The sequence below is a fragment of the Kitasatospora sp. NPDC038210 genome, assembly GCF_055600605.1.
The window spans coordinates 217,644-237,009 of the sequence record NZ_JBVJYK010000003.1 but is presented as its reverse complement, the minus strand read 5'-3'; the positions used below and the strand labels follow the sequence as shown (position 1 = coordinate 237,009).

Below are 19,366 nucleotides of genomic sequence, written 5' to 3'. Positions count from 1 at the left end.
GAGAAAGCGAGCCCCTCCCCATGTCCGCCACGGCCACAGCGTCCGAGCAGGGCCTCCGACCGGCGGCGAAGGCGCTGCTGCCGTCAGCCACCCCGGTCCGGCTGGTCACCGAGGCCGGCACCGCGGCCACGACCCCCTCGGGGTACCAGGCGCCCCCGGCCGAGCGGCTCCGCGAGGCGTACCGGCGGATGGTGGTGGGGCGGCGCTTCGACCAGCAGGCGACCGCACTGACCAGGCAGGGCCGGCTCGCCGTCTACCCGTCGAGCCGGGGGCAGGAGGCCTGCCAGATCGCCGGCGTCCTCGCCCTGCGGGACGGGGACTGGCTGTTCCCCACCTACCGCGACACGGTGGCCCTGGTCGCGCGGGGCGTGGACCCGGTGGAGGCCCTGACCCTGCTGCGCGGCGACTGGCACTGCGGCTACGACCCGACGGCGGTCCGGGTCGCGCCCCAGTGCACGCCGCTGGCCACGCAACTGCTGCACGCCGTCGGCATGGCCGACGCCGTGCGCCGCAAGGGCGAGGACGGCGTGGTGATGGCCTTCGTCGGGGACGGCGGGACGAGCGAGGGCGACTTCCACGAGGCGCTGAACTTCGCCGCGGTGTTCCGTTCCCCGGTGGTCTTCCTGATCCAGAACAACCAGTACGCGATCTCCGTGCCGCTCGCGCGGCAGACCGCCGCACCGGCCCTCGCGTACAAGGGGGTCGGCTACGGGGTGCGCTCCGAACAGGTCGACGGCAACGACCTGGTGGCGGTGCTGTCGGTGCTGGACGCGGCCGTCGAGCACGCCCGTTCCGGTCAGGGCCCGTTCCTGGTGGAGGCCCACACCTACCGCGTGGACGGACACACCAACGCCGACGACCCCGGCCGCTACCGGGACGAGGAGGAGGTCCGCCGCTGGGACGCCGCGGACCCGCTGGACCGCCTGGAGACGTACCTGCGCGGCGCCGGGCTGCTCGGCGAGCAGGACGTCGACTCCGCGCGGGAGGCGGGCGACGCCCTGGCGGCGGACCTGCGGGCCCGGATCGACGTCGAGGAGCAGCCGGACCCGCTCGAACTCTTCGAGCACGTCTACGCCGAGCCCACCCCCCAACTGCGCGAGCAGCGCGACCAGCTGGCCGCCGAGTCGGACGACACGGAGAACTGACATGGGAACGGCCACGATGGCCCAGGCGCTCAACGCGGCGCTGCGGGACGCGCTGCGCGAGGACGAGCGGGTGCTGGTGTTCGGCGAGGACGTCGGCCGGCTCGGCGGCGTCTTCCGGATCACCGACGGGCTGACCGCCGAGTTCGGCGAGCACCGCTGCTTCGACACGCCGCTCGCCGAGTCGGGCCTGGTCGGGCTGGCCGTCGGGCTGGCGATGGGCGGGTTCCGGCCGGTGGTGGAGCTCCAGTTCGACGCCTTCGCCTACCCGGCGTTCGAGCAGATCGCCTCGCACGTGGCGAAGATGCGCAACCGCACCCGGGGGCGGATCTCCCTGCCGATGGTCCTACGCATCCCGTACGGCGGCGGGATCGGCGGCGTCGAGCACCACAGCGACTCCAGCGAGGCGTACTACGCGCACACCCCGGGGCTGAAGGTCGTCACCCCGGCGACCGTCGAGGACGCCCACTGGCTGCTGCGGGACGCCGTGCGGGATCCCGACCCGGTCGTGTTCCTGGAGCCCAAGAAGCAGTACTGGTCCAAGCAGGACGTCGACCTGGAACGGCGCGGGGCACCGCCCTTCGGCCGGGCGGCGGTCCGCCGCGTCGGACGCGACGCCACGCTGATCTCCTACGGCCCCGCCGTCCCGGTCGCGCTCGCCGCGGCGGCCGAGGCGGCGCTGGACGGCATCGAGCTGGAGGTCGTGGACCTGCGCACGCTCGTGCCCTTCGACGACGACACGGTGACGGCGTCGGTGCGGCGGACCGGCCGCTGCGTGGTCGTCCAGGAGGCGCAGGGGTTCGCGGGCGTCGGCGCCGAGATCGCCGCGCGGGTGCAGGAGCGCTGCTTCCACTCGCTGGCCGCACCCGTCCTGCGCGTGGCCGGGTTCGACATCCCCTACCCGCCGCCGAAGTTGGAGCACGCCCACCTGCCCGGGGTGGACCGGGTGCTGGACGCCGTCCACCGCCTGCAGTACGACGACGAGCCGGACACCCGGCACCTCGCGCGGGTGGCCTCGTGACCGCCGCGGCCGGGCCCCGGGTCTTCCTGCTGCCCGACCTGGGCGAGGGCCTCACCGAGGCGGAGGTCGTCGGCTGGCGGATCGCCGCCGGGGACACCGTCGAGGTGGACCAGGTGGTCGTGGAGGTCGAGACGGTGAAGGCGGCCGTCGAGGTGCCCGTGCCGTACGCCGGGACGGTGCTGGAACTGCACGCCGAGGTGGGGGCGGTGGTCGCGGTCGGGGCGCCGCTGGTCTCCGTCGCTGCGGCCGTACCCCCCTCCCCCGAGCCGTCTCCCTCCCCCGAGCCGTCTCCCTCCTCCGAACTGCGTCCGCCCGCCGAGCTGCCGCCCGCGCGGGAGGCCCATGGCGAGGAGGCGCCGGCACCGAGCGGCAACGTCCTGGTCGGCTACGGGACGCGGCCGGTCCCGCCCGGCCGCCGCCGCGACCGCGGCCGCGGCACCACCGGCCGGACCGGGGTGCCGGAGCGGTCCGCCGTCCCCCTGGTGATCTCCCCGCTGGTCCGCGCGCTCGCGCGCGAGCACGGCGTCGACCTCACCCGGCTCACGCCCAGCGGACCGCACGGCGTCATCCTGCGCCGTGACGTCGAACGGGCCCTGCGGCCCGCGGTGGATCCCGTTCCGCGGGAGCGCATCCCGCTGAGCGGCCTGCGCCGGGCCGCGGCCGAGAAGCTGACCCGCAGCAGTGCGGTCCCGACCGCCACCACCTGGGTCGACGTGGATGCCACCGGCCTGCTCCAGGCCCGGGACACCCTCCGGGACGCCTCCCCGGACCGGCCGATCGGGCTGCTCGCGCTGCTGGCGCGGATCTGCGTCGCCGCGCTCCGCCGGTTCCCCGAGCTGAACTCGACCGTGGATGCGGCGCGGGAGGAGATCGTCCGCTTCCCCCACGTGAACCTGGGCTTCGCCGCGCAGACCGACCGCGGTCTCGTCGTGCCCGTGGTGCGGGACGCGCACCTGCGGACGACCGCCGAACTGGCTTCCGAACTCGTCCGGTTGACCGCTCTGGCGCGCTCCGGCAGCCTGCCGCCGGGGGAGCTGACCGGCGGCACCTTCACGCTCAACAACTACGGCGTCTTCGGCGTCGACGGCTCCACGCCGCTCCTCAACCACCCCGAGGCCGCGATCCTCGGCGTGGGACGCGTCGTCGACAAGCCCTGGGTCACGGACGGCGAGCTCGCCGTCCGCAAGGTCACCCAGCTGTCCCTCACCTTCGACCACCGGGTCTGCGACGGGGCGGTGGCCGGCGGTTTCCTGCGCTACGTCGCGGACTGCGTGGAGCGCCCCGCCCTGCTCCTCGCCGCCCTCTGACCGCCGCCGCCCCGCCCCGCCCCCGCAGCACCCCGCCCAGCACCGCCCGATCCGCACCCCTCCGCAGGAGTTGACGATGAGCCCGGCCTTCCCCCTGGTCCGCACCACGAGTCCGGTGCCGGAGGCGGAACGCGCGGCGGTCCTGGCCGCACCGGAGTTCGGCCGGCACTTCACCGACCACATGGCCCAGGCCCTCTGGACACCGGAAGCCGGCTGGCACGACCGCTCCGTGGGCCCGCTGCAGCCGTTCTCCCTGCACCCCGGCACGGCCGCGCTGCACTACGCCCAGGAGGTCTTCGAGGGGCTCAAGGCCTACCGGCACGCCGACGGCAGCATCTGGCTGTTCCGCCCCGAGCGCAACGCGCGCCGCTTCGCCCGCTCCGCGGCGCGGATGGGCCTGCCCCCGCTCCCGGAGGAGGACTTCCTCGCGAGCGTCGAGGCCCTGGTCCGCGCGGACGAGCCCTGGGTGCCGGTGACCGCGGGCGAGGAGAGCCTGTACCTGCGGCCGTTCATGTTCGCCGCCGAGACCTTCCTCGGTGTCCGTCCGGCCGAGCGGGTCGCCTACTCCGTGATCGCCTGCCCCACCCGGCCGTACTTCTCCGCGGGCACCGGCGGCGTGGCCCTGTGGGTCAGCACGACCTACACCCGGGCGGGCAGGGGCGGCACGGGCGCCACGAAGTGCGGCGGCAACTACGGGGCGAGCCTCGCCGCGCAGGCGGAAGCCCTGCAGCATGGCTGCGACCAGGTCCTCTACCTCGACAGCATGGACGAGGAGGGCTGCATCGAGGAGTCCGGGGCGATGAACCTCTTCCTGGTCACCGCCGCCGGCGAGCTGGTCACCCCGGCACTCGGCACCATCCTGGAGGGCGTCACCCGCGACACCGCGCTCACGCTCGCCCCGGACTTCGGCCTGGCTCCGGTCGAACGCCCCGTCACCTTCAAGGAGTTCCGGGCCGGCCTCGCCGACGGCACCGTCACGGAGGTCTTCGCGGCGGGCACCGCCGCCGTCCTCACCCCGGTCCTCGGCATCAAGGGCGAGGGCTACGCCCTGACCGTCGGCGACGGCACACCCGGCCGGCTCACCACGGCCCTGCGCGAGCGGATGCTCGACCTCCAGTACGGCCGGGCCGAGGACACCCACGGCTGGCTGCGGCGCGTCCTGTGACCACCGTCGTCCTCGTCCTGCTCGGCGTCCTCACCACGGCTCTCGGCTCCCTCTGGGCCGCCGACTTCCGGGGGATCGTGACCCGCCTCCACCGCCGCCAGCTCGCCGAGCGCGCCGGCCTCCCCCCGCACCTGCGCCGTGCCGCCCCTCCCCCGACCGCCCCCGCCGCCCAACGCGCCCTCGGCGCCCTCCTCGCCCTCCTGGGCCTCACCCTCCTCCTCACCGGCCTCAACGCCCTCACGTCCTGACGGCCGGTGTCCGGCCGCCCGCCGCGGTACTCCCCCGGCGGGCGGCCGGACACCGACGAACTGCCGGCGCTCGACGCACTGGAGGGGCGTACGGGAGTCGGTGCGCGCCGGGTAGACGATGGCGCATGGACCCGAGACCCGTGCGCATTGGGCGTCTCATCTTCGTCACCTACGTTCTAGGCATGACAGAAAAGCGAGTTGACGATTCGTCGGCCGTGCTGGTGGTCGGCGTCTCCGGGACGGTCGGGCGGCACGTCGGGCTGCAGCTCGCGGCCGCCGGGGCACGGGCGCGGACGCTGACGCAGCGGGACCTGCTCGACCCGGCGTCCCTGGAGGCGGCGGCGCAGGGCGTCGACGCGGTGCTGCTGGGGTGGCCGCACCCGACGGCGGAGGCGGCGACGGACGCGGTGGGCGTGCTGGCCCGGGAGGTCGGGCGGGTGGTCTTCCTCTCCTCGGCGGCCGTCCGGGACGTCCCCGAGCAGCCGGAGGGCGAGATCGAGGCGCTGCTCGCCCGGAGCGGGGTGCGGTACACCGTGCTGCGGGCGTACGGGTTCGCGGCCGCGCTGCAGTGGGCGGAGGAGATCCGCGCCGGCGACGCCGTACGGGGCTACGGCGGTGCGGCCGAGCTGAACCCGGTGGACGAGCGGGACATCGCGGCGGTCGCCGTCCGGGCCCTGGTCGAGGACGGCCACGCCGGCGCCCGGTACGTGCTGACCGGCCCCGAGTCGCCGACCCAGGCCGAGCAGGTGGGCATCATCGGCGAGGCGGCCGGCCGGCCGGTGGCGTGGGAGGAGATCCCGCGCGAGGCCGCCCGCCACCGCATGACGGCCACCGGCCGGCCCGGGCCGGCGATCGACAGCACGCTGGACTTCATCCACGCCCGCATCGCCGACCCCGAGCCGGCCACCACCACCGTCCAGGACCTCACCGGCCACCCGGCCCGCAGCTTCCGCACCTGGGCCGCCGACCACGCCGCGCTGTTCCGTTGAAGCGGGGTTGACCTTGACCCAAGGTCAAGCCTCACGCTCATATCCATGACCACGAACACGAACGCGAAGCAGAACCCCGACTCCCGCCGGACCGGCATGATTCCGGTCGAGGACACCGCCCTGGCCGTGACCGACACGCGCGGGACCGGCCGCCCGGTGATCTACCTCAACGGCTCGTACGCCACCCAGCGGAACTGGCGCCGCACGATCGCCGAACTCGGCGGCGACTACCGGCACATCACCTTCGACGAACGCGCCCGCGGCAAGTCGAAGACCTCCTCCGACTACTCCTTCGAGGCCTGCCTGCGCGACATCGACGCCGTCATCGACGCCACCGGCGCGCAGCGGCCGATCCTGGTGGGCTGGTCCTACGGCGCGGCGCTCGCACTGCACTACTCCACCCGCAACCCCGGCCGGATCGCGGGCGCGGTCATGGTCGACGGCGGCTACCCATGGGACTACCTGGCCACCGTCGAGGGCGGCCGGGAGGCCGGCAAGGAGCAGATCCGCAAGATGTTCCGGCAGTTCGGGTGGATCATGCCGCTGGTCAGGCCGCTGGGCATGGCCGCGCGGATGTCCGCCGCCGAGCACGCCGAGATCAACATCGAGCTGAACGAGATCGTCGCCGCGAGCGATCCGGTGTTCGACCTGGTGAACTTCCCGATGCGGTACCTGGTGGCCACCGGCGCCAGTCTCGGCGGCACCGCCGAGGGCCTGGCGGCGATGCGCGCCACGCTGGACCCGGTCCTCGCCCGCAACCCCCACGTCCGGGTCAGCGCCACCGTCCCGAGCAAGCACACCACCATCGTCCGCAAGGACTTCCGCGCCATCGCCACCGCCGTCCGCGAGGTTGCCGCCACCGCCGGCGATGGGGTCAACTGATGCGCATGACCGACGGAGTGACCATCAGCCAGGCCGCGGCCTTCGCCGGCGTCACGGTGAAGACCATCCGGCACTACCACAAGAACGGCCTGGTCGAGGAGCCCGCGCGCGACCTCTCCGGCTACCGCCGCTACGGAACGGCCGAGCTGCTGCGACTGGTGCAGGTCCGTACCCTCGCCGGGGCGGGCGTCCCCCTGGCCGAGGTCGGCCCGATCCTGGACGCCGAACCGGATCGGTTCGCGGCCTCGCTCGTCGAGGTCGAGGAGACCCTCACCGGCAAGATCGACGAACTGGTCGCCCGACGCGAGGTCCTGCGCCGCCTCGCCCACGGCGACCGGGTCCTGCTCCCCGAACGGGCACTCGCGCTGCTGGACCGGATGCCCGCACTCGGCTTCTCCGCCGAGGACGTGACCACGGCCCGCGAGGCCCTGATCCTGGTCCGGGCCCTGATGCCGGAGGGCTTCGAGGAGTACCTGGCCCAGATCGAGCACGGCCTCGACGACCCCGGGCACGTCGCCGTCGTCAAGATGACCTGGGCCGCCGGGAGCTGGGAGCCGGACGACCCGAGGATCGAGGAACTCGCCACCGAGGTGGCCGGACACTTCATCGCCGACCCCTCCCTGCTCCCGACCCTCTCCGGCCTGCAGGACCGCGAGGACGGCGATACCCGCAAGGAACTCCTCACCCACCACGGCGAGGACCGGCGCCCCGGCTGGACCCGGCTGACGACGCTGATCGAGCAGAAGATCCGGGCGGCCGGCATCGATGCCCACCGGGGCTAGGGCCCGCCCTCGAACCCCGCCGTCCGCCCGGCGGGCGGGACGGCGTCGAGGTGCGTGCACCGCAGGCGGAGGACGGGCGACTCCCCGGTCGTCGGGATCAGATCCCGAGGCCGCGGATGATCAGGTCCAGCAGGGCGAAGCAGAACAGCGAGATGCCGACGAACCCGTTGGTCTGGAAGAACGCCCGGTTCAGCTTCGACAGGTCGTTCGGCTTCACGATGGTGTGCTCGTAGACGAAGGCGCCCGCGACGACCGCCAGGCCGACCCAGAAGGCCGCCCCGGCGTGCGTCAGGACCGCGAACCAGCCCAGCAGCAGCGTGGTCAGGACGTGGCAGACGCGCGCGCCCCGGATGGCCGCGGGGATGCCGAACCGGGCCGGCACCGACCGCACCTTGCCGTGGCGGTCGGACTCGACGTCCTGGCAGGCGTAGATGAGGTCGAAGCCGCCGATCCAGATGCCGACGGCGACACCCAGGACCACGGCCTCCCACGACCAGCTGCCCGTGACCGCGAGCCAGGCGCCGACCGGGCCCATGGCCTGGGCCAGGCCGAGGATCGCCTGCGGGAAGTCCGTGAAGCGCTTGCCGTACGGGTAGACCACCATCGGCACCACGGCGACCGGCGCGAGCGCCAGGCAGAGCGGGTTGAGCATCGCCGCCGCGCCGAGGAAGACCACCAGCGCGACCGCCGAGCCGATGTACGCGGTCCTCAACGACACGGCGCCGGTGACGAGTTCGCGCCCGGCCGTGCGCGGGTTGCGGGCGTCGATCTCACGGTCGATGATCCGGTTCGCCGCCATCGCGAAGGTCCGCAGGCCGACCATGCACACCGTCACGACGAACAGCTGGCCCCAGTGCACCCGCTTGTCGGCGAGGAACATCGCAGTCAGCGCGGCGATGTACGCGAAGGGCAGGGCGAAGACCGAGTGCTCGATCATCACCAGGCGCAGGAACGCCTTCGTGCGCCCCGGGGTTTCGACGGCCGCCGTACTCACAGTCCGTACTCCTTCCAGCGGCGGGACACCAGTGCGGCGGTGGCCGGGTCCGAGGACACCATCTCCGGCCAGCCGCCGTCGCGGGTGTAGCCCTCCTCGGGCAGCTTGCGGGTCGCGTCGATGCCCGCCTTGCCGCCCCAGAACTGCTGGTACGAGGCGTGGTCGAGGTGGTCGACCGGGCCCTCGACCACGGTGAGGTCCCGGCTGTAGTCGACGTTGCCGAAGGCCCGCCAGGCGACTTCCTGGTAGTCGTGCACGTCGCAGTCGGCGTCCACCACGATGATCAGCTTGGTCAGCGACATCATGTGCGCGCCCCAGATCGCGTGCATCGTCTTCTGGGCGTGCTTGGGGTACTTCTTGTCGATCGAGACGATCACGCAGTTGTGGAAGCCGCCGGCCTCGGGCAGGTCGTAGTCGACGATGTCCGGGATGATGATCTTCAGCAGCGGCAGGAAGAACCGCTCGGTGAACTTGCCCAGCGGGCCGTCCTCCGTCGGCGGGCGGCCGACCACGATGGACTGCAGGATCGGACGGCGGCGCATCGTCACGCAGTCGATCTTCAGCGCCGGGAACGGCTCCTGCGGGGTGTAGAAGCCGGTGTGGTCGCCGAACGGCCCCTCGGGCAGCATCTCGCCGGGCTCCAGCCAGCCCTCCAGGACCACCTCGGCGTCGGCCGGGACCTGCAGCGGGACGGTCTTGCAGTCGACCATCCGCACCCGCTCCCCGGCGACGAAGCCGGCGAAGAGGTACTCGTCGATGTCGCCCGGCAGCGGCGCGGTGGCCGCGTAGGTGACGGCGGGCGGGCAGCCGAAGGCGATCGCGACCGGCAGCCGCTCGCCCCGCTTCGCCGCCACCGCGTAGTGGTTGCGGCTGTCCTTGTGGATCTGCCAGTGCATGCCGATGGTGCGGCGGTCGTGCCGCTGGAGCCGGTAGAGGCCCAGGTTGCGGACGCCGGTGTCCGGGTCCTTGGTGTGGGTGAGGCCCAGGTTGAAGAAGGAGCCGCCGTCGAGCGGCCAGGTGAAGAGGGCGGGCAGCGCGTCCAGGTCGACGTCGTCGCCGGTGAGCACGACCTCCTGGACGGGGGCGTCGCCGGGCTTCACGTGCCGCGGCGGGACGTGCGCCATGGAGGCGAGCTTGCCGAAGGCGTCCCGGAAGCCGGTGAAGCCCTGCGGCAGCTCCGGCTTGAGCAGGCCGGCGATCTTCTCCGAGATGTCGTCCGGGCCCTTGAGGCCGAGCGCCTTGGCGAGGCGCCGCTCGGTGCCGAAGACGTTCATCGCGAGCGGCATCGACGAGCCCTTGACGTTCTCGAAGAGCAGCGCGGGGCCCTTGGCCTTCTGCACACGGTCGACGATCTCGCCGATCTCCAGGTGGGGGTCCACCTCCGCCTTGATGCGCTTGAGGTCGCCCTCGCGGTCGAGGGCCCGGAGAAACGAGCGGAGATCGTCGTATGCCATGCCTGTCAGTATCCGCCACCCGATAGCCTGGCTTGCGTCAAGGGCCCCGGCAAGGCGCCCGCCACGCCGCCCGCTGGGGGAAGATCGCAGCCATGTTGCGGATCCTGCTGACCATCGTCCTTCCGCTCGCGTTCTGGGTCTGGGCGTTCGTCGACTGCCTGACCACGCCCGAGGACGAGGTGAAGCACCTGCCGAAGGTGGTCTGGGTGCTGATCGTGCTGCTCTTCCCGCCGCTCGGGCCGATCGCCTGGCTGATCGCCGGAAAGCAGCGCGGCTTCCTGCGGGCCGCGACCCCCGACAGCCACCCGGGGCACCCGGCGGCCGACGGCCCGGGGCGCGCCCCCGGTCGCGGCGGGCGGCCGCTCGCGCCGGACGACGACCCGGAGTTCCTCGCCTCGTTGAAGAGGAACGACAAGGACCACGAGGACATGCTCAAGCAGTGGGAGGCCGATCTGCGCCGCCGCGAGCAGGAGCTGCGCGACCGGGACGAGCCGGAGGACGGCCGCAGGAGCTGATCACGGGGGCTGCGCGGGGTACCTCCAACAGCCCACCCGGGCGACCTCGGGTGGGCTGTCGCCTTTTTGGCGCTTCCCTACGACTGGACGCCGCCCCACCCTGACATCCGCACCCCGGCCCCCCGGCTTGAGCGGACCTTGAGCAGCACCCAAGACGACCGGCCTACATTACTGAGGGACGGCCCTGACCTGCGCTTTCCTTCACGCTCAGATCATCGGACCATCACCTGTCCGACAACCCCCGGTATTCGAACGAACACCGAGCGCACCGGCTCCGACCCGACCGCTTCTGTGCAGGCCTCACAGCTAAACGAACCCGACCTTGTACGGAATCGACGCCGAAACCAGCGCACGGCCCCTCGTACAGTCATAAGTGAAGAAAGTGATTCGCGGCCGGGGGCACAGCAGACGTTGGCTGTCGGACAGTTCCCTCACCCTTGGAGTGGTTCGAGATGACGGTTGTGCATGAGGCGCCGGTCGACGGCGAGGTCCACGAGGTCCCGGCCGACGCCCGCGGGCGGGTCGCCGAGCTGCACGAGCTGCGCGAGAAGGTCCGCCGCGGCCCGAGCGACAAGGCCACCGAAGCCCAGCACGCCAAGGGCAAGCTGACCGCCCGCGAGCGCATCGAGCTGCTGCTGGACGAGGGCTCCTTCCACGAGGTCGAGCCGCTGCGCCGGCACCGCGCCCAGGGCTTCGGCCTGGAGGCCAAGAAGCCGCACACCGACGGCGTCGTCGTCGGCTGGGGCACCGTGCACGGCCGCACCGTCTTCACCTACGCGCACGACTTCCGGATCTTCGGCGGCGCGCTGGGCGAGGCCCACGCGCAGAAGATCCACAAGATCATGGACATGGCCATCGCGGCCGGTGCGCCGCTGGTCTCGCTGAACGACGGCGCCGGCGCCCGCATCCAGGAGGGCGTCACCGCGCTGGCCGGCTACGGCGGCATCTTCCAGCGCAACACCAAGGCCTCCGGCGTCATCCCGCAGATCTCGGTGATGCTCGGCCCGTGCGCCGGCGGCGCCGCGTACTCCCCCGCGCTGACCGACTTCGTCTTCATGGTCCGCGAGACCTCGCAGATGTTCATCACCGGCCCGGACGTGGTCCAGGCGGTGACCGGCGAGAAGATCACCCAGAACGGCCTCGGCGGTGCGGACGTCCACGCCGGCGTCTCCGGCGTGGCCCACTTCATCTACGACGACGAGCAGTCCTGCATCGAGGAGGTCCGCTACCTCCTGTCGCTGCTCCCGCAGAACAACCGCGAGATGCCGCCGTCCGTGGTGAGCGAGGACCCGGTCGAGCGGCGCAACGACAGCCTGCTGGACCTCGTGCCCGCCGACGGCAACCGCCCGTACGACATGCGCAAGGTGATCGAGGAGATCGTCGACCACGGCGAGTACCTGGAGGTCCACGAGCGCTGGGCCACCAACGTGCTGTGCGTGCTGGCCCGGGTCGACGGCCACGTCACCGGCATCATCGCCAACCAGCCGCAGTCGCTGGCCGGCGTGCTGGACATCAACGCCAGCGAGAAGGCCGCCCGCTTCGTGCAGATGTGCGACGCCTTCAACATCCCGCTGGTCACCCTGCTCGACGTGCCCGGCTTCCTGCCCGGCGTCGACCAGGAGCACGGCGGCATCATCCGCCACGGCGCCAAGCTGCTGTACGCGTACTGCAACGCCACCGTGCCGCGCATCTCGCTGATCCTGCGCAAGGCCTACGGCGGCGCCTACATCGTGATGGACTCCCGCTCCATCGGCGCCGACCTGTCCTACGCCTGGCCGACCAACGAGATCGCCGTCATGGGCGCCGAGGGCGCGGCCAACGTCATCTTCCGGCGCGAGATCAACGCCGCCGAGGACCCGGACGCCATGCGCGCCCAGAAGATCAAGGAATACAAGAACGAGCTGATGCACCCGTACTACGCGGCCGAGCGCGGCCTCGTGGACGACGTCATCGACCCGGCCGAAACCCGCCAGGTGATCGCCTCCGCCCTGGCCATGCTCCGCACGAAGCACGCCGACCTGCCGAGCCGCAAGCACGGCAACCCGCCGATGTAGCAGCGCGGTCCACCGCAGCAGGCCGTACCGAGAGCCGACCCACACCACAGCCACCGGGGGAGAAACCAGGACATGACCGCTTCCGCCGAACCCCTCGTCCGCATCGTCCGCGGCAGCCTCACCGACGAGGAACTCGCCGCCCTGACCGCCGTTCTGATGGCCCGCGCCGCCGCCGCGCAGCAGGCCGCCGGCAACGCGCCGATCGAGCCGATCGCCAACTGGCAGCGCCTGGAGCGCCGCCCGGCCTACTACTCGCCGGTCAGCTGGCAGCAGGCCGCCTGACGGTCCGCGGCTTCCGCCGACGGCCGGTCGCCCCGTCCGGGTGACCGGCCGTCGGCCGTTCCCGGGCGGCGCACGCCCGCTTCGCGCCCGTCCGTTCCGCGCGGGCCGGACCGACCGCCGGACGGCTCGGTAGGATGCCTACCGGTCGGTGTGCCTCCGCCGCCCCGTCGGCCCCATGGGATCGGTCGCTGCCGAGGTACCAGAACTTTCCAGGGAGGCTGCGATGGCCAGGCAGGCCCGCGCGCTGGCGACCCGCCAGGCGGTACTCCTCGCAGCTGCCGAGGTGTTCGACGAGCGGGGTTACGCCGCCGCGACGATGTCCGAGATCCTGGACCGCGCCGGCGTCACCAAGGGCGCGCTGTACTTCCACTTCCGGTCCAAGGAGGAGCTGGCCCTCGCCGTCATCGAGGGGCAGGGCGCCTGGATCGCCGGCTGGGAGCCGTCCTCGGACAGCTCGGTGCAGAACCTGATCGACCTCGGGTACGCCTTCGCCCGCGCGCTCCGGGACGACCCGCTGGTGCGCGGCAGCATCCGGCTGACGATCGAGCACGGCAGCTTCACCCAGCCGCAGATCGCGGCCTACCAGGGGTGGATGGACCTGGTCCGGGAGCTGCTGGAGCAGGCCCGGGACGCCGGCGACCTCCACCCGGGGATCGACCTGGCCGCGGCCTCCGGGGTGATCACCGGGGCCGTCACCGGGATCCAGCTGAGCTCCCAGGTGCTGTCCGGCCGGGAGGACCTGATCCAGCGGATGGCCGACCTGTGGACGCTGCTGCTGCCCGGCCTGGTCCAGCCGCACGCGCTCGCCCGGCTGAGCGTGGCCGAGCGCACCTGACGGACCGGCGCACCTGACGGACGAGCGCGCCTGACGGCCCGGCACGGCCGCGCCCGGCCGGCGAGCGGCGCGGATCAGACCCGGTAGCCGGCCCGGTTCCCGGCCGCCACCAGGGCGGGCAGCGCGGCCGTCCAGACCCGCTGCACAGCCTCCGCCCGGGGCCGGTCGGTCTCCTCTCCCGCCAGCAGCACCTGGCCGGCCGCCACCGCGGTGAGCAGCTCGGCGGCGGCCCGGCGGTCCACCCCGGGACACAGTTCACCGGCCTCGGCGGCGCGGTCCAGCAGGCGGTGGACGACCGCGGTGAGACTGCGCCAGGTGGCGTCCGGGCCGGGCGGGCCCGGCGGGCCGTCCCGGTTCTCGTCCCGGCGCGGCACCTGGCGGCCGAGCCGGACGCCGGCCCGCACCACCACGTCCTCGCGCAGCATCCGGGCCAGCTCGTGCGAGAAGTCGATCAGCCCCTGGAGCGCCGGGCCGTCGGCGCGCAGGGCCCGCAGCGCGGCCGAGCCGATCTCCCGCCCGGCGGCGCCGCGCACGCCGTCCGCGAGGGCCTGCTTGGACACGAAGTGGAAGTAGAGCGCGCCCTTGCTCACCCCGGCCCGGCGGCTGATGTCGACCAGGCTGGCGGCCTCGAAGCCCACCCGCGCGAAGGTCTCCGCCGCGGCGAGCAGCACGGCCTGCCGGGTCCGCCCAGCCCGTTCCTGCTTGACCACTGGCCCCCTCCGGACTCGACCGGGCGCGTTCCCTCCCCCGGCCCGGCTGCTGTCGGCGCACCCCCTGCCGGGAGCGGCGCTCGCATGCGGACGGCTGCGACCGAAACCGCATGGTTGGTATCTAATCTAGCGCCTGCGTCGCCCCCGCCGTCCAGCGGGGACGGCCCCCCGCCCAAGGTCTGCGGTCGTCCGTAGGGCATTGCCCCAGCCCACGGGGCGGGTAGCGTGAACGGGCCGGGCTGCGCGGCCGGGGCACCCCAGTCGCCGAACACAAACCGGGTGGTATGTATGTTTTGCTCGGGCGTCCATGGCGGCCGCCCGACCGACACCCTGGGAGCGGGGGCCAGTCATGCCATCGATCGTAGAGCCGGACCCCCACGGCGCTTACGCGCACCCCGGGCCCGGCCCCGGTGCCGACCCCGGGGCCGGCTACGACTTCCACGACCGGACCGTCTCCCGGCACCTGGTGCACCGCGCCTCGGTCTCCGAGGTCCTCCTCACCGGCTGGCAGGCCACCGGCCCGTACGACTTCCTGCTCGGCGCCCAGTGGCCCCGGCTGCACGGCTTCTACCGGCTGCCCGGGGACCGCTACCACGACCCGGTGCTGATGGCCGAGACCGTCCGGCAGGCCGGGCTGCTGATCGGCCACGCCGGGTTCGGGGTTCCGCGCGGCCACCACTTCGTGATGGAGGACCTCTCCTACGCGCTCGGCGAGTCCGGCCTGCCCGGTCTGGCCGTCGGCGCGGGCCCGGCCTCCCTCATGCTCGCCGTCGGCTGCGAGGACGTCCGGATGCGGCACGGACAGCTCGCCTCGCTGCGGGTGCACGCCGAGATCACCCGGGACGGCCGGCCGATCGGCCGGGGCTCGGGCCAGCTGCGCGTGCTGTCCCCCAGCTCGTACGCCCGGCTGCGCGGTCCGGGACGGCACGCCGTCGCGCCGCGGCCGCCGGCCCCCACCGCGCCCGAGCTCGTCGGCCGTGCGCAGCCCGCCGACGTGGTGCTCAGCCCGACCCTGCGGCCGGACACCTGGCTGCTGCGCGCCGACGCCGCGCACCCGGTGCTGTTCGACCACGAGCTGGACCACGTGCCCGGGATGCTGGTCCTGGAGGCGGCCCGGCAGGCCGCCCAGCGGCTGCGCCACCCCGAGCCGGTGGTGCCGGTCGAGCTGGTGACCTCCTTCGACCACTACATCGAGCTGGACCGGCCCTGCTTCGTCCGGGCCGTCCCGGAACCGGCCGCGGACGGCCGCCGGCTGCCCGTACGGGTGCAGCTGGTCCAGGACGGGCGGACGGCGGCCGAGTGCCGGCTGCTCACCGAGCCGCAGGACGGGCCGTTGGACGGGCCCGCGGAGCGACCGACCGTGCCGGCCCGGCGGGACGCCCTCGACGGCCGTCCCACCGCGCCGGGCCTCGGCAGCACCCGGCTGCCGCTGGCCAGCTGACCGGTCCCGCCGCCCGGGCCGCCGGGCCGCCGACAGCGCCGGGGCGTCAGGCGGCCGACCGCTCCGGGGGCGTCAGGCGGCCACCAGAGCCGAGGACGGCCGCCCGGCGTGCATCACGCTGAGGTTGGTCGCCAGTCTGACCGGGTCCTGCGCCAGCCAGAGCCGCAGCGCAGCACCCAGGGCGGCGCTGGCCGACTCGATCCGGACGTCGGTGATCTGCGCGATCCGGGCCGCGCCGGGCACCAGCAGGTCGGCCAGCGCGGTCGGCAGCCAGACCGTCAGGGCGCACGGCGCCGGCATCGCGAGCGCGCCCAGCAGCCGGTAGGCGTCCCCCGGCGCGCTGAGCGTGGGGATGATGTCCAGCAGGGCGTCCGCCACCACCTCGGACACGTCGCTCCGGTGCCCCTGGGCGAGCCGGCGGAGCAGCAGCTGCTCGCCGGCGGTGATTCGGACGGTCAGCATGACCTCGTCGCACTCCATTGCGCGATTTCCTCCTCAGTTCCTCCCCGTACCGGCGCGGACGCGGCCGGCACGAACTACCCCTGTCGCACCTCGGCCCGGCCACCTCCTGCGGAAAGCCGGGCCGTCGGGTGACTGCGCCCCGGTCAGATCCCCGCGTAGGAGTGCTTGCCGGTGACGAAGATGTTCACGCCGTAGTAGTTGAAGAGCCAGCAGGCGAAGGCCGCCAGCGCCAGGTAGGCGGCCTTGCGGCCCTTCCAGCCGGCCGTCGCACGGGCGTGCAGGTAGCAGGCGTAGGCGACCCAGGTGATGAACGACCAGGTCTCCTTCGGGTCCCACTCCCAGTACTTGCCCCAGGCCGCCTCGGCCCAGATCGCGCCCGCGATGATGGTGAAGGTCCACAGCGGGAAGACCAGGGCGTTGATCCGGTAGGACAGCTTGTCGAAGGTCGACGCGGCGGGCAGCCGGCGCCAGATCGACGCCGAGGTGCCCAGCGGTCCGGTGGTCAGGCCGGCCGCCGTCCGCTTGTCGAAGGAGTCCTTGCCGAGGTACAGCAGCGTGGCGATGAACGCCGCGTAGAAGGCGCCGCCGCAGAAGATCGCGGTGGACACGTGGATCGCCAGCCACGGCGAGTGCAGCGCCGGGACGAGCTGCTCCGAGTCGGTGTACAGCACCGTGGTGGCGATGCCGAGGGTCAGCAGCCCCGCGAGGACGACCGGCAGGCCGAGCCAGCGGACGTTCTTCTTCGCCGCCAGCAGCACCAGGTACGCGGCCGTCATCGCGAAGGCGAAGGCGCAGGAGAACTCGTACATGTTGCCCCACGGCCAGCGGGACACCGACAGGCCGCGGGCGACGATGCCGCCGCCGTGCAGCAGCAGCCCGAGGACGGTCAGCGAGACGGCGATCCGGCCGGCCATGTCGGCCTTCTCGTTGGTGCCGGCCGCGCCCGGACCGTCCTCCTCCTCGGCGCCGCGGCCGCTGGTGACCACCGTCGCGCCCTCGCCCGCGATCGCGGTGCGGGTGAGCGTGGTGGTGCCGCCGCCGGCCCCCGCGACGGTGACGGTGACCGTCTTCGCGGCCTTCTTCCCGTCGGCCGCGGCGACGGTCTCGCCCAGGGTGCCCGCCTGTTCCTTGGAGCGGACGGCGACGGCGCCCTTGCTGCCGAACGTCCACTCGATCATGTGGGCGAACATGGCGAGCGTGTAGACCACCATCGCCGAATAGATCAGCTTGTTGGAGAGGTCGGCCAGCTGTGGGTCGACCGCCGAGGCGAGATGCACCGTCTACTCCTTGGAGTTCTGGTCGGCAGGGACTGCGGGGTCCGAGGCCTCGGCCTCGGGGTCGTCGGGCACGGCGGACTCCCCGGCCGGGGAGGCGGCGCCGTCCTCCGCCGGAGCGGCGGCTCCGTCCTCCTCCTCGGAGGCCGGGGCGTCGTCGGCCTCGGTGGCCGGGGCGTCGTCCTGGAGGTCCACCGCGAGTTCGGCCAGCTCCTCGGCGATCTTCGCCGACTCGCTGCGGGCCAGCCCGGCCAGCTCCACCTGGGTGCCGCCGCCCGGCAGGGCGACCGCCCGCACCCAGATCCGGCGGCGCTGGATGAACAGCGAGCCGATCAGGCCGAGGATCGCCAGCACGGCGCCGGTCAGCGCGATCGCGTTGCCGGGGCGGTGCGAGACGTTGAAGCTGGCCCACTGCTTGTAGCCCTCGAAGGTGACGGAGCCGTAGCCGTCGGGGAGGGTCCAGCCCTGGCCGGGCTTGAGCCGGGCCTTGGCCGGCTGGCCGTCCTGGGTGAGCTGGGTGAGCTTGCGGGTGTTGAGCTGGTAGACGTTCTGCGGCAGGCCGGAGTCGGTGCCGAGGTCGCCCGCGAAGGCGTTCAGCACCAGCTCGGGGGCGGCGTCGCCGGGGAACAGCGAGACCGGGCCGGTGCCCTCGAAGCTCAGCGGGGCGGTCGGCAGGAAGAAGCCGGAGAAGCCCATCTGGGTCTTGGTGCCGTCGGGGCCCGTGCCGTAGTCCGACACCTTCACGACGCCGGTGGAGGTCAGGTTGGCGTCCTGCGGCAGGAAGGGGACGGCGCCCTGGTAGACGACGTCACCCTGCCCGTTGCGGACGGTGATCACCGGGGCGTAGCCGTGGCCGATCAGGAAGACCTTGCTGCCGCCGATCTCCAGCGGGTGGTTGACCTCGATCGTGGACTTCTTCAGCTTCGACGAGTCGCTGCCGGAGTAGTACTCGACGTTCGCGGTGAACTGCCGGGCGGCGCCGATCTGGTCGCCCTTGGTCTGGAACTTCGACGTGAAGCCGTCCAGCTTCAGGTAGAACGGGTCGAGGTCCTGGTTGTCGTAGAACCGGGTGCCGTTGAAGTCGTCGAGCTGCGTGATGGTGTTCGAGTAGCCCTCGCCCTCGACCATCAGCTTGCCGCCCGTACCCGACGCCAGGCTGGCCCAGGCGAAGCCGCCGAGCAGCGCGAACAGGGACAGGTGGAAGAGCAGGTTGCCGACCTCGCGCAGGTAGCCCTTCTCGGCGGCCACCGCGCCGCCGGACAGGTTGGCGCGGAAGCCGCGCTTGCGCAGCAGCCGGTGCGCGGCGGCGTTCACCGCGGCGGCGTCCGCCTCGGTGCGCCACACCGCGTGCACCGGCATCCGGGTCAGGTTGCGCGGCGCGGCCGGCGGCTGGGAGCGCAGCACGCCGACGAACTGCCAGGTGCGCGGGACGATGCAGCCGGCCAGCGAGACGAACAGCAGGATGTAGATCGCGGAGAACCAGACCGAGCTGTAGACGTCGAACAGCTGGAGCTTCTCGTAGATCGGCGCGACGGTGCCGTGCTGCGCCTTCCACGCCTCGACCTTCAGCTGCCCCTGGCCGTTCTGGTACTGGGGGATCAGCGAGCCCGGGATGGCGGCCAGCGACAGCAGGAAGAGCAGGATCAGGGCGACCCGCATCGAGGTCAGCTGACGCCACATCCAGCGCGCCCAGCCGAACGCGCCCATGCCGGTCGGTCCGTCGGACTCGACCGGGGCGGTGCTGAGCCGCTCGGCGGCGGCGTCGTCCGGCGCCGGCGGCTGCTCGGTCTCGGTCGTGGTGTTGCTCAC

Annotated in this window: 19 protein-coding genes; 13 read left to right on the top strand and 6 right to left on the bottom strand. The window is 73.0% G+C overall.

Annotated features, from left to right (window positions below):
- Positions 1-20 precede the first annotated feature (20 nt).
- The 8 genes from pdhA (at position 21) to ACZ7KX_RS07490 (ending at position 7,536) form a co-directional block, all read left to right on the top strand.
- Positions 21-1,145: a pyruvate dehydrogenase (acetyl-transferring) E1 component subunit alpha gene (gene pdhA, locus ACZ7KX_RS07525; RefSeq protein ID WP_470325732.1), complete on the top strand. Its 1,125-nt coding sequence runs from the start codon at positions 21-23 to the stop codon at positions 1,143-1,145.
- 1 nt (position 1,146) lies between these two features.
- Positions 1,147-2,163 (top strand): alpha-ketoacid dehydrogenase subunit beta, encoded by a 1,017-nt coding sequence (locus ACZ7KX_RS07520; protein ID WP_470325731.1) that lies wholly within the window; start codon positions 1,147-1,149, stop codon positions 2,161-2,163.
- Positions 2,160-3,470, top strand: a complete 1,311-nt coding sequence (locus ACZ7KX_RS07515; RefSeq protein WP_470325730.1) for a dihydrolipoamide acetyltransferase family protein — start codon at positions 2,160-2,162, stop codon at positions 3,468-3,470. The genes ACZ7KX_RS07520 and ACZ7KX_RS07515 overlap by 4 nt, the downstream gene beginning before the upstream one ends.
- Positions 3,471-3,546: 76 nt before the next feature.
- Positions 3,547-4,635 carry a branched-chain amino acid aminotransferase gene (locus tag ACZ7KX_RS07510; protein WP_470325729.1) on the top strand — a complete coding sequence of 363 codons (1,089 nt, stop codon included), beginning with the start codon at positions 3,547-3,549 and terminating at the stop codon, positions 4,633-4,635.
- A complete protein-coding gene (locus ACZ7KX_RS07505; protein ID WP_470325728.1) occupies positions 4,632-4,883 on the top strand; it encodes a hypothetical protein in 252 nt (83 codons plus the stop codon). Before ACZ7KX_RS07510 ends, ACZ7KX_RS07505 begins: the two co-directional genes overlap by 4 nt.
- Positions 4,884-5,065: 182 nt before the next feature.
- Positions 5,066-5,872, top strand: coding sequence for a Rossmann-fold NAD(P)-binding domain-containing protein (locus tag ACZ7KX_RS07500; RefSeq protein ID WP_470325727.1), 807 nt, complete (start codon positions 5,066-5,068; stop codon positions 5,870-5,872).
- Positions 5,873-5,917: 45 nt separating this feature from the next.
- Entirely contained in the window at positions 5,918-6,754 is an 837-nt protein-coding gene (locus tag ACZ7KX_RS07495; RefSeq protein WP_470325726.1) for an alpha/beta fold hydrolase, read from the top strand.
- 5 nt (positions 6,755-6,759) lie between these two features.
- Entirely contained in the window at positions 6,760-7,536 is a 777-nt protein-coding gene (locus ACZ7KX_RS07490; RefSeq protein ID WP_470325725.1) for a MerR family transcriptional regulator, read from the top strand.
- A gap of 97 nt (positions 7,537-7,633) precedes the next feature.
- On the opposite strand, the gene mqnP is transcribed toward ACZ7KX_RS07490, so the two are convergent.
- Both mqnP and ACZ7KX_RS07480 read right to left on the bottom strand, forming a co-directional pair.
- Positions 7,634-8,530, bottom strand: a complete 897-nt coding sequence (gene mqnP, locus ACZ7KX_RS07485) for a menaquinone biosynthesis prenyltransferase MqnP (RefSeq protein WP_350521583.1) — start codon at positions 8,528-8,530, stop codon at positions 7,634-7,636.
- Entirely contained in the window at positions 8,527-9,984 is a 1,458-nt protein-coding gene (locus ACZ7KX_RS07480; protein WP_350521584.1) for a menaquinone biosynthesis decarboxylase, read from the bottom strand. Before ACZ7KX_RS07480 ends, mqnP begins: the two co-directional genes overlap by 4 nt.
- Before the next feature lie 92 nt (positions 9,985-10,076).
- Here ACZ7KX_RS07480 and ACZ7KX_RS07475 point away from each other — a divergent pair, with 92 nt between their 5' ends.
- From ACZ7KX_RS07475 to ACZ7KX_RS07460, 4 genes are all read left to right on the top strand, one after another.
- Entirely contained in the window at positions 10,077-10,499 is a 423-nt protein-coding gene (locus tag ACZ7KX_RS07475) for a PLD nuclease N-terminal domain-containing protein (RefSeq protein ID WP_470325724.1), read from the top strand.
- A 452-nt stretch (positions 10,500-10,951) separates the two neighbouring features.
- A complete protein-coding gene (locus ACZ7KX_RS07470; protein WP_470325723.1) occupies positions 10,952-12,553 on the top strand; it encodes an acyl-CoA carboxylase subunit beta in 1,602 nt (533 codons plus the stop codon).
- A gap of 72 nt (positions 12,554-12,625) precedes the next feature.
- Complete coding sequence (locus tag ACZ7KX_RS07465) at positions 12,626-12,835, top strand: acyl-CoA carboxylase subunit epsilon (protein WP_350521587.1); 210 nt, start codon at positions 12,626-12,628, stop codon at positions 12,833-12,835.
- Positions 12,836-13,058: 223 nt separating this feature from the next.
- Positions 13,059-13,670: a ScbR family autoregulator-binding transcription factor gene (locus ACZ7KX_RS07460; protein WP_470325722.1), complete on the top strand. Its 612-nt coding sequence runs from the start codon at positions 13,059-13,061 to the stop codon at positions 13,668-13,670.
- 74 nt (positions 13,671-13,744) lie between these two features.
- On the opposite strand, the gene ACZ7KX_RS07455 is transcribed toward ACZ7KX_RS07460, so the two are convergent.
- Positions 13,745-14,380 (bottom strand): ScbR family autoregulator-binding transcription factor, encoded by a 636-nt coding sequence (locus ACZ7KX_RS07455; RefSeq protein WP_470325721.1) that lies wholly within the window; start codon positions 14,378-14,380, stop codon positions 13,745-13,747.
- Between the two features lie 349 nt (positions 14,381-14,729).
- On the opposite strand from ACZ7KX_RS07455, the gene ACZ7KX_RS07450 reads away from it, so the two are divergent.
- A complete protein-coding gene (locus tag ACZ7KX_RS07450) occupies positions 14,730-15,821 on the top strand; it encodes a ScbA/BarX family gamma-butyrolactone biosynthesis protein (protein WP_470325720.1) in 1,092 nt (363 codons plus the stop codon).
- 72 nt (positions 15,822-15,893) lie between these two features.
- Here the strand turns inward: ACZ7KX_RS07450 and ACZ7KX_RS07445 are convergent, their stop codons facing one another.
- The 3 genes from ACZ7KX_RS07445 to resB form a co-directional block, all read right to left on the bottom strand.
- The gene (locus ACZ7KX_RS07445; protein WP_470325719.1) at positions 15,894-16,283 is read right to left on the bottom strand and encodes a hypothetical protein; all 390 of its coding nucleotides are present in this window, start codon (positions 16,281-16,283) and stop codon (positions 15,894-15,896) included.
- A gap of 143 nt (positions 16,284-16,426) precedes the next feature.
- A complete protein-coding gene (gene ccsB / locus ACZ7KX_RS07440; RefSeq protein ID WP_396549004.1) occupies positions 16,427-17,560 on the bottom strand; it encodes a c-type cytochrome biogenesis protein CcsB in 1,134 nt (377 codons plus the stop codon).
- A 3-nt stretch (positions 17,561-17,563) separates the two neighbouring features.
- Positions 17,564-19,366 (bottom strand): cytochrome c biogenesis protein ResB, encoded by a 1,803-nt coding sequence (gene resB, locus ACZ7KX_RS07435; protein WP_470325718.1) that lies wholly within the window; start codon positions 19,364-19,366, stop codon positions 17,564-17,566.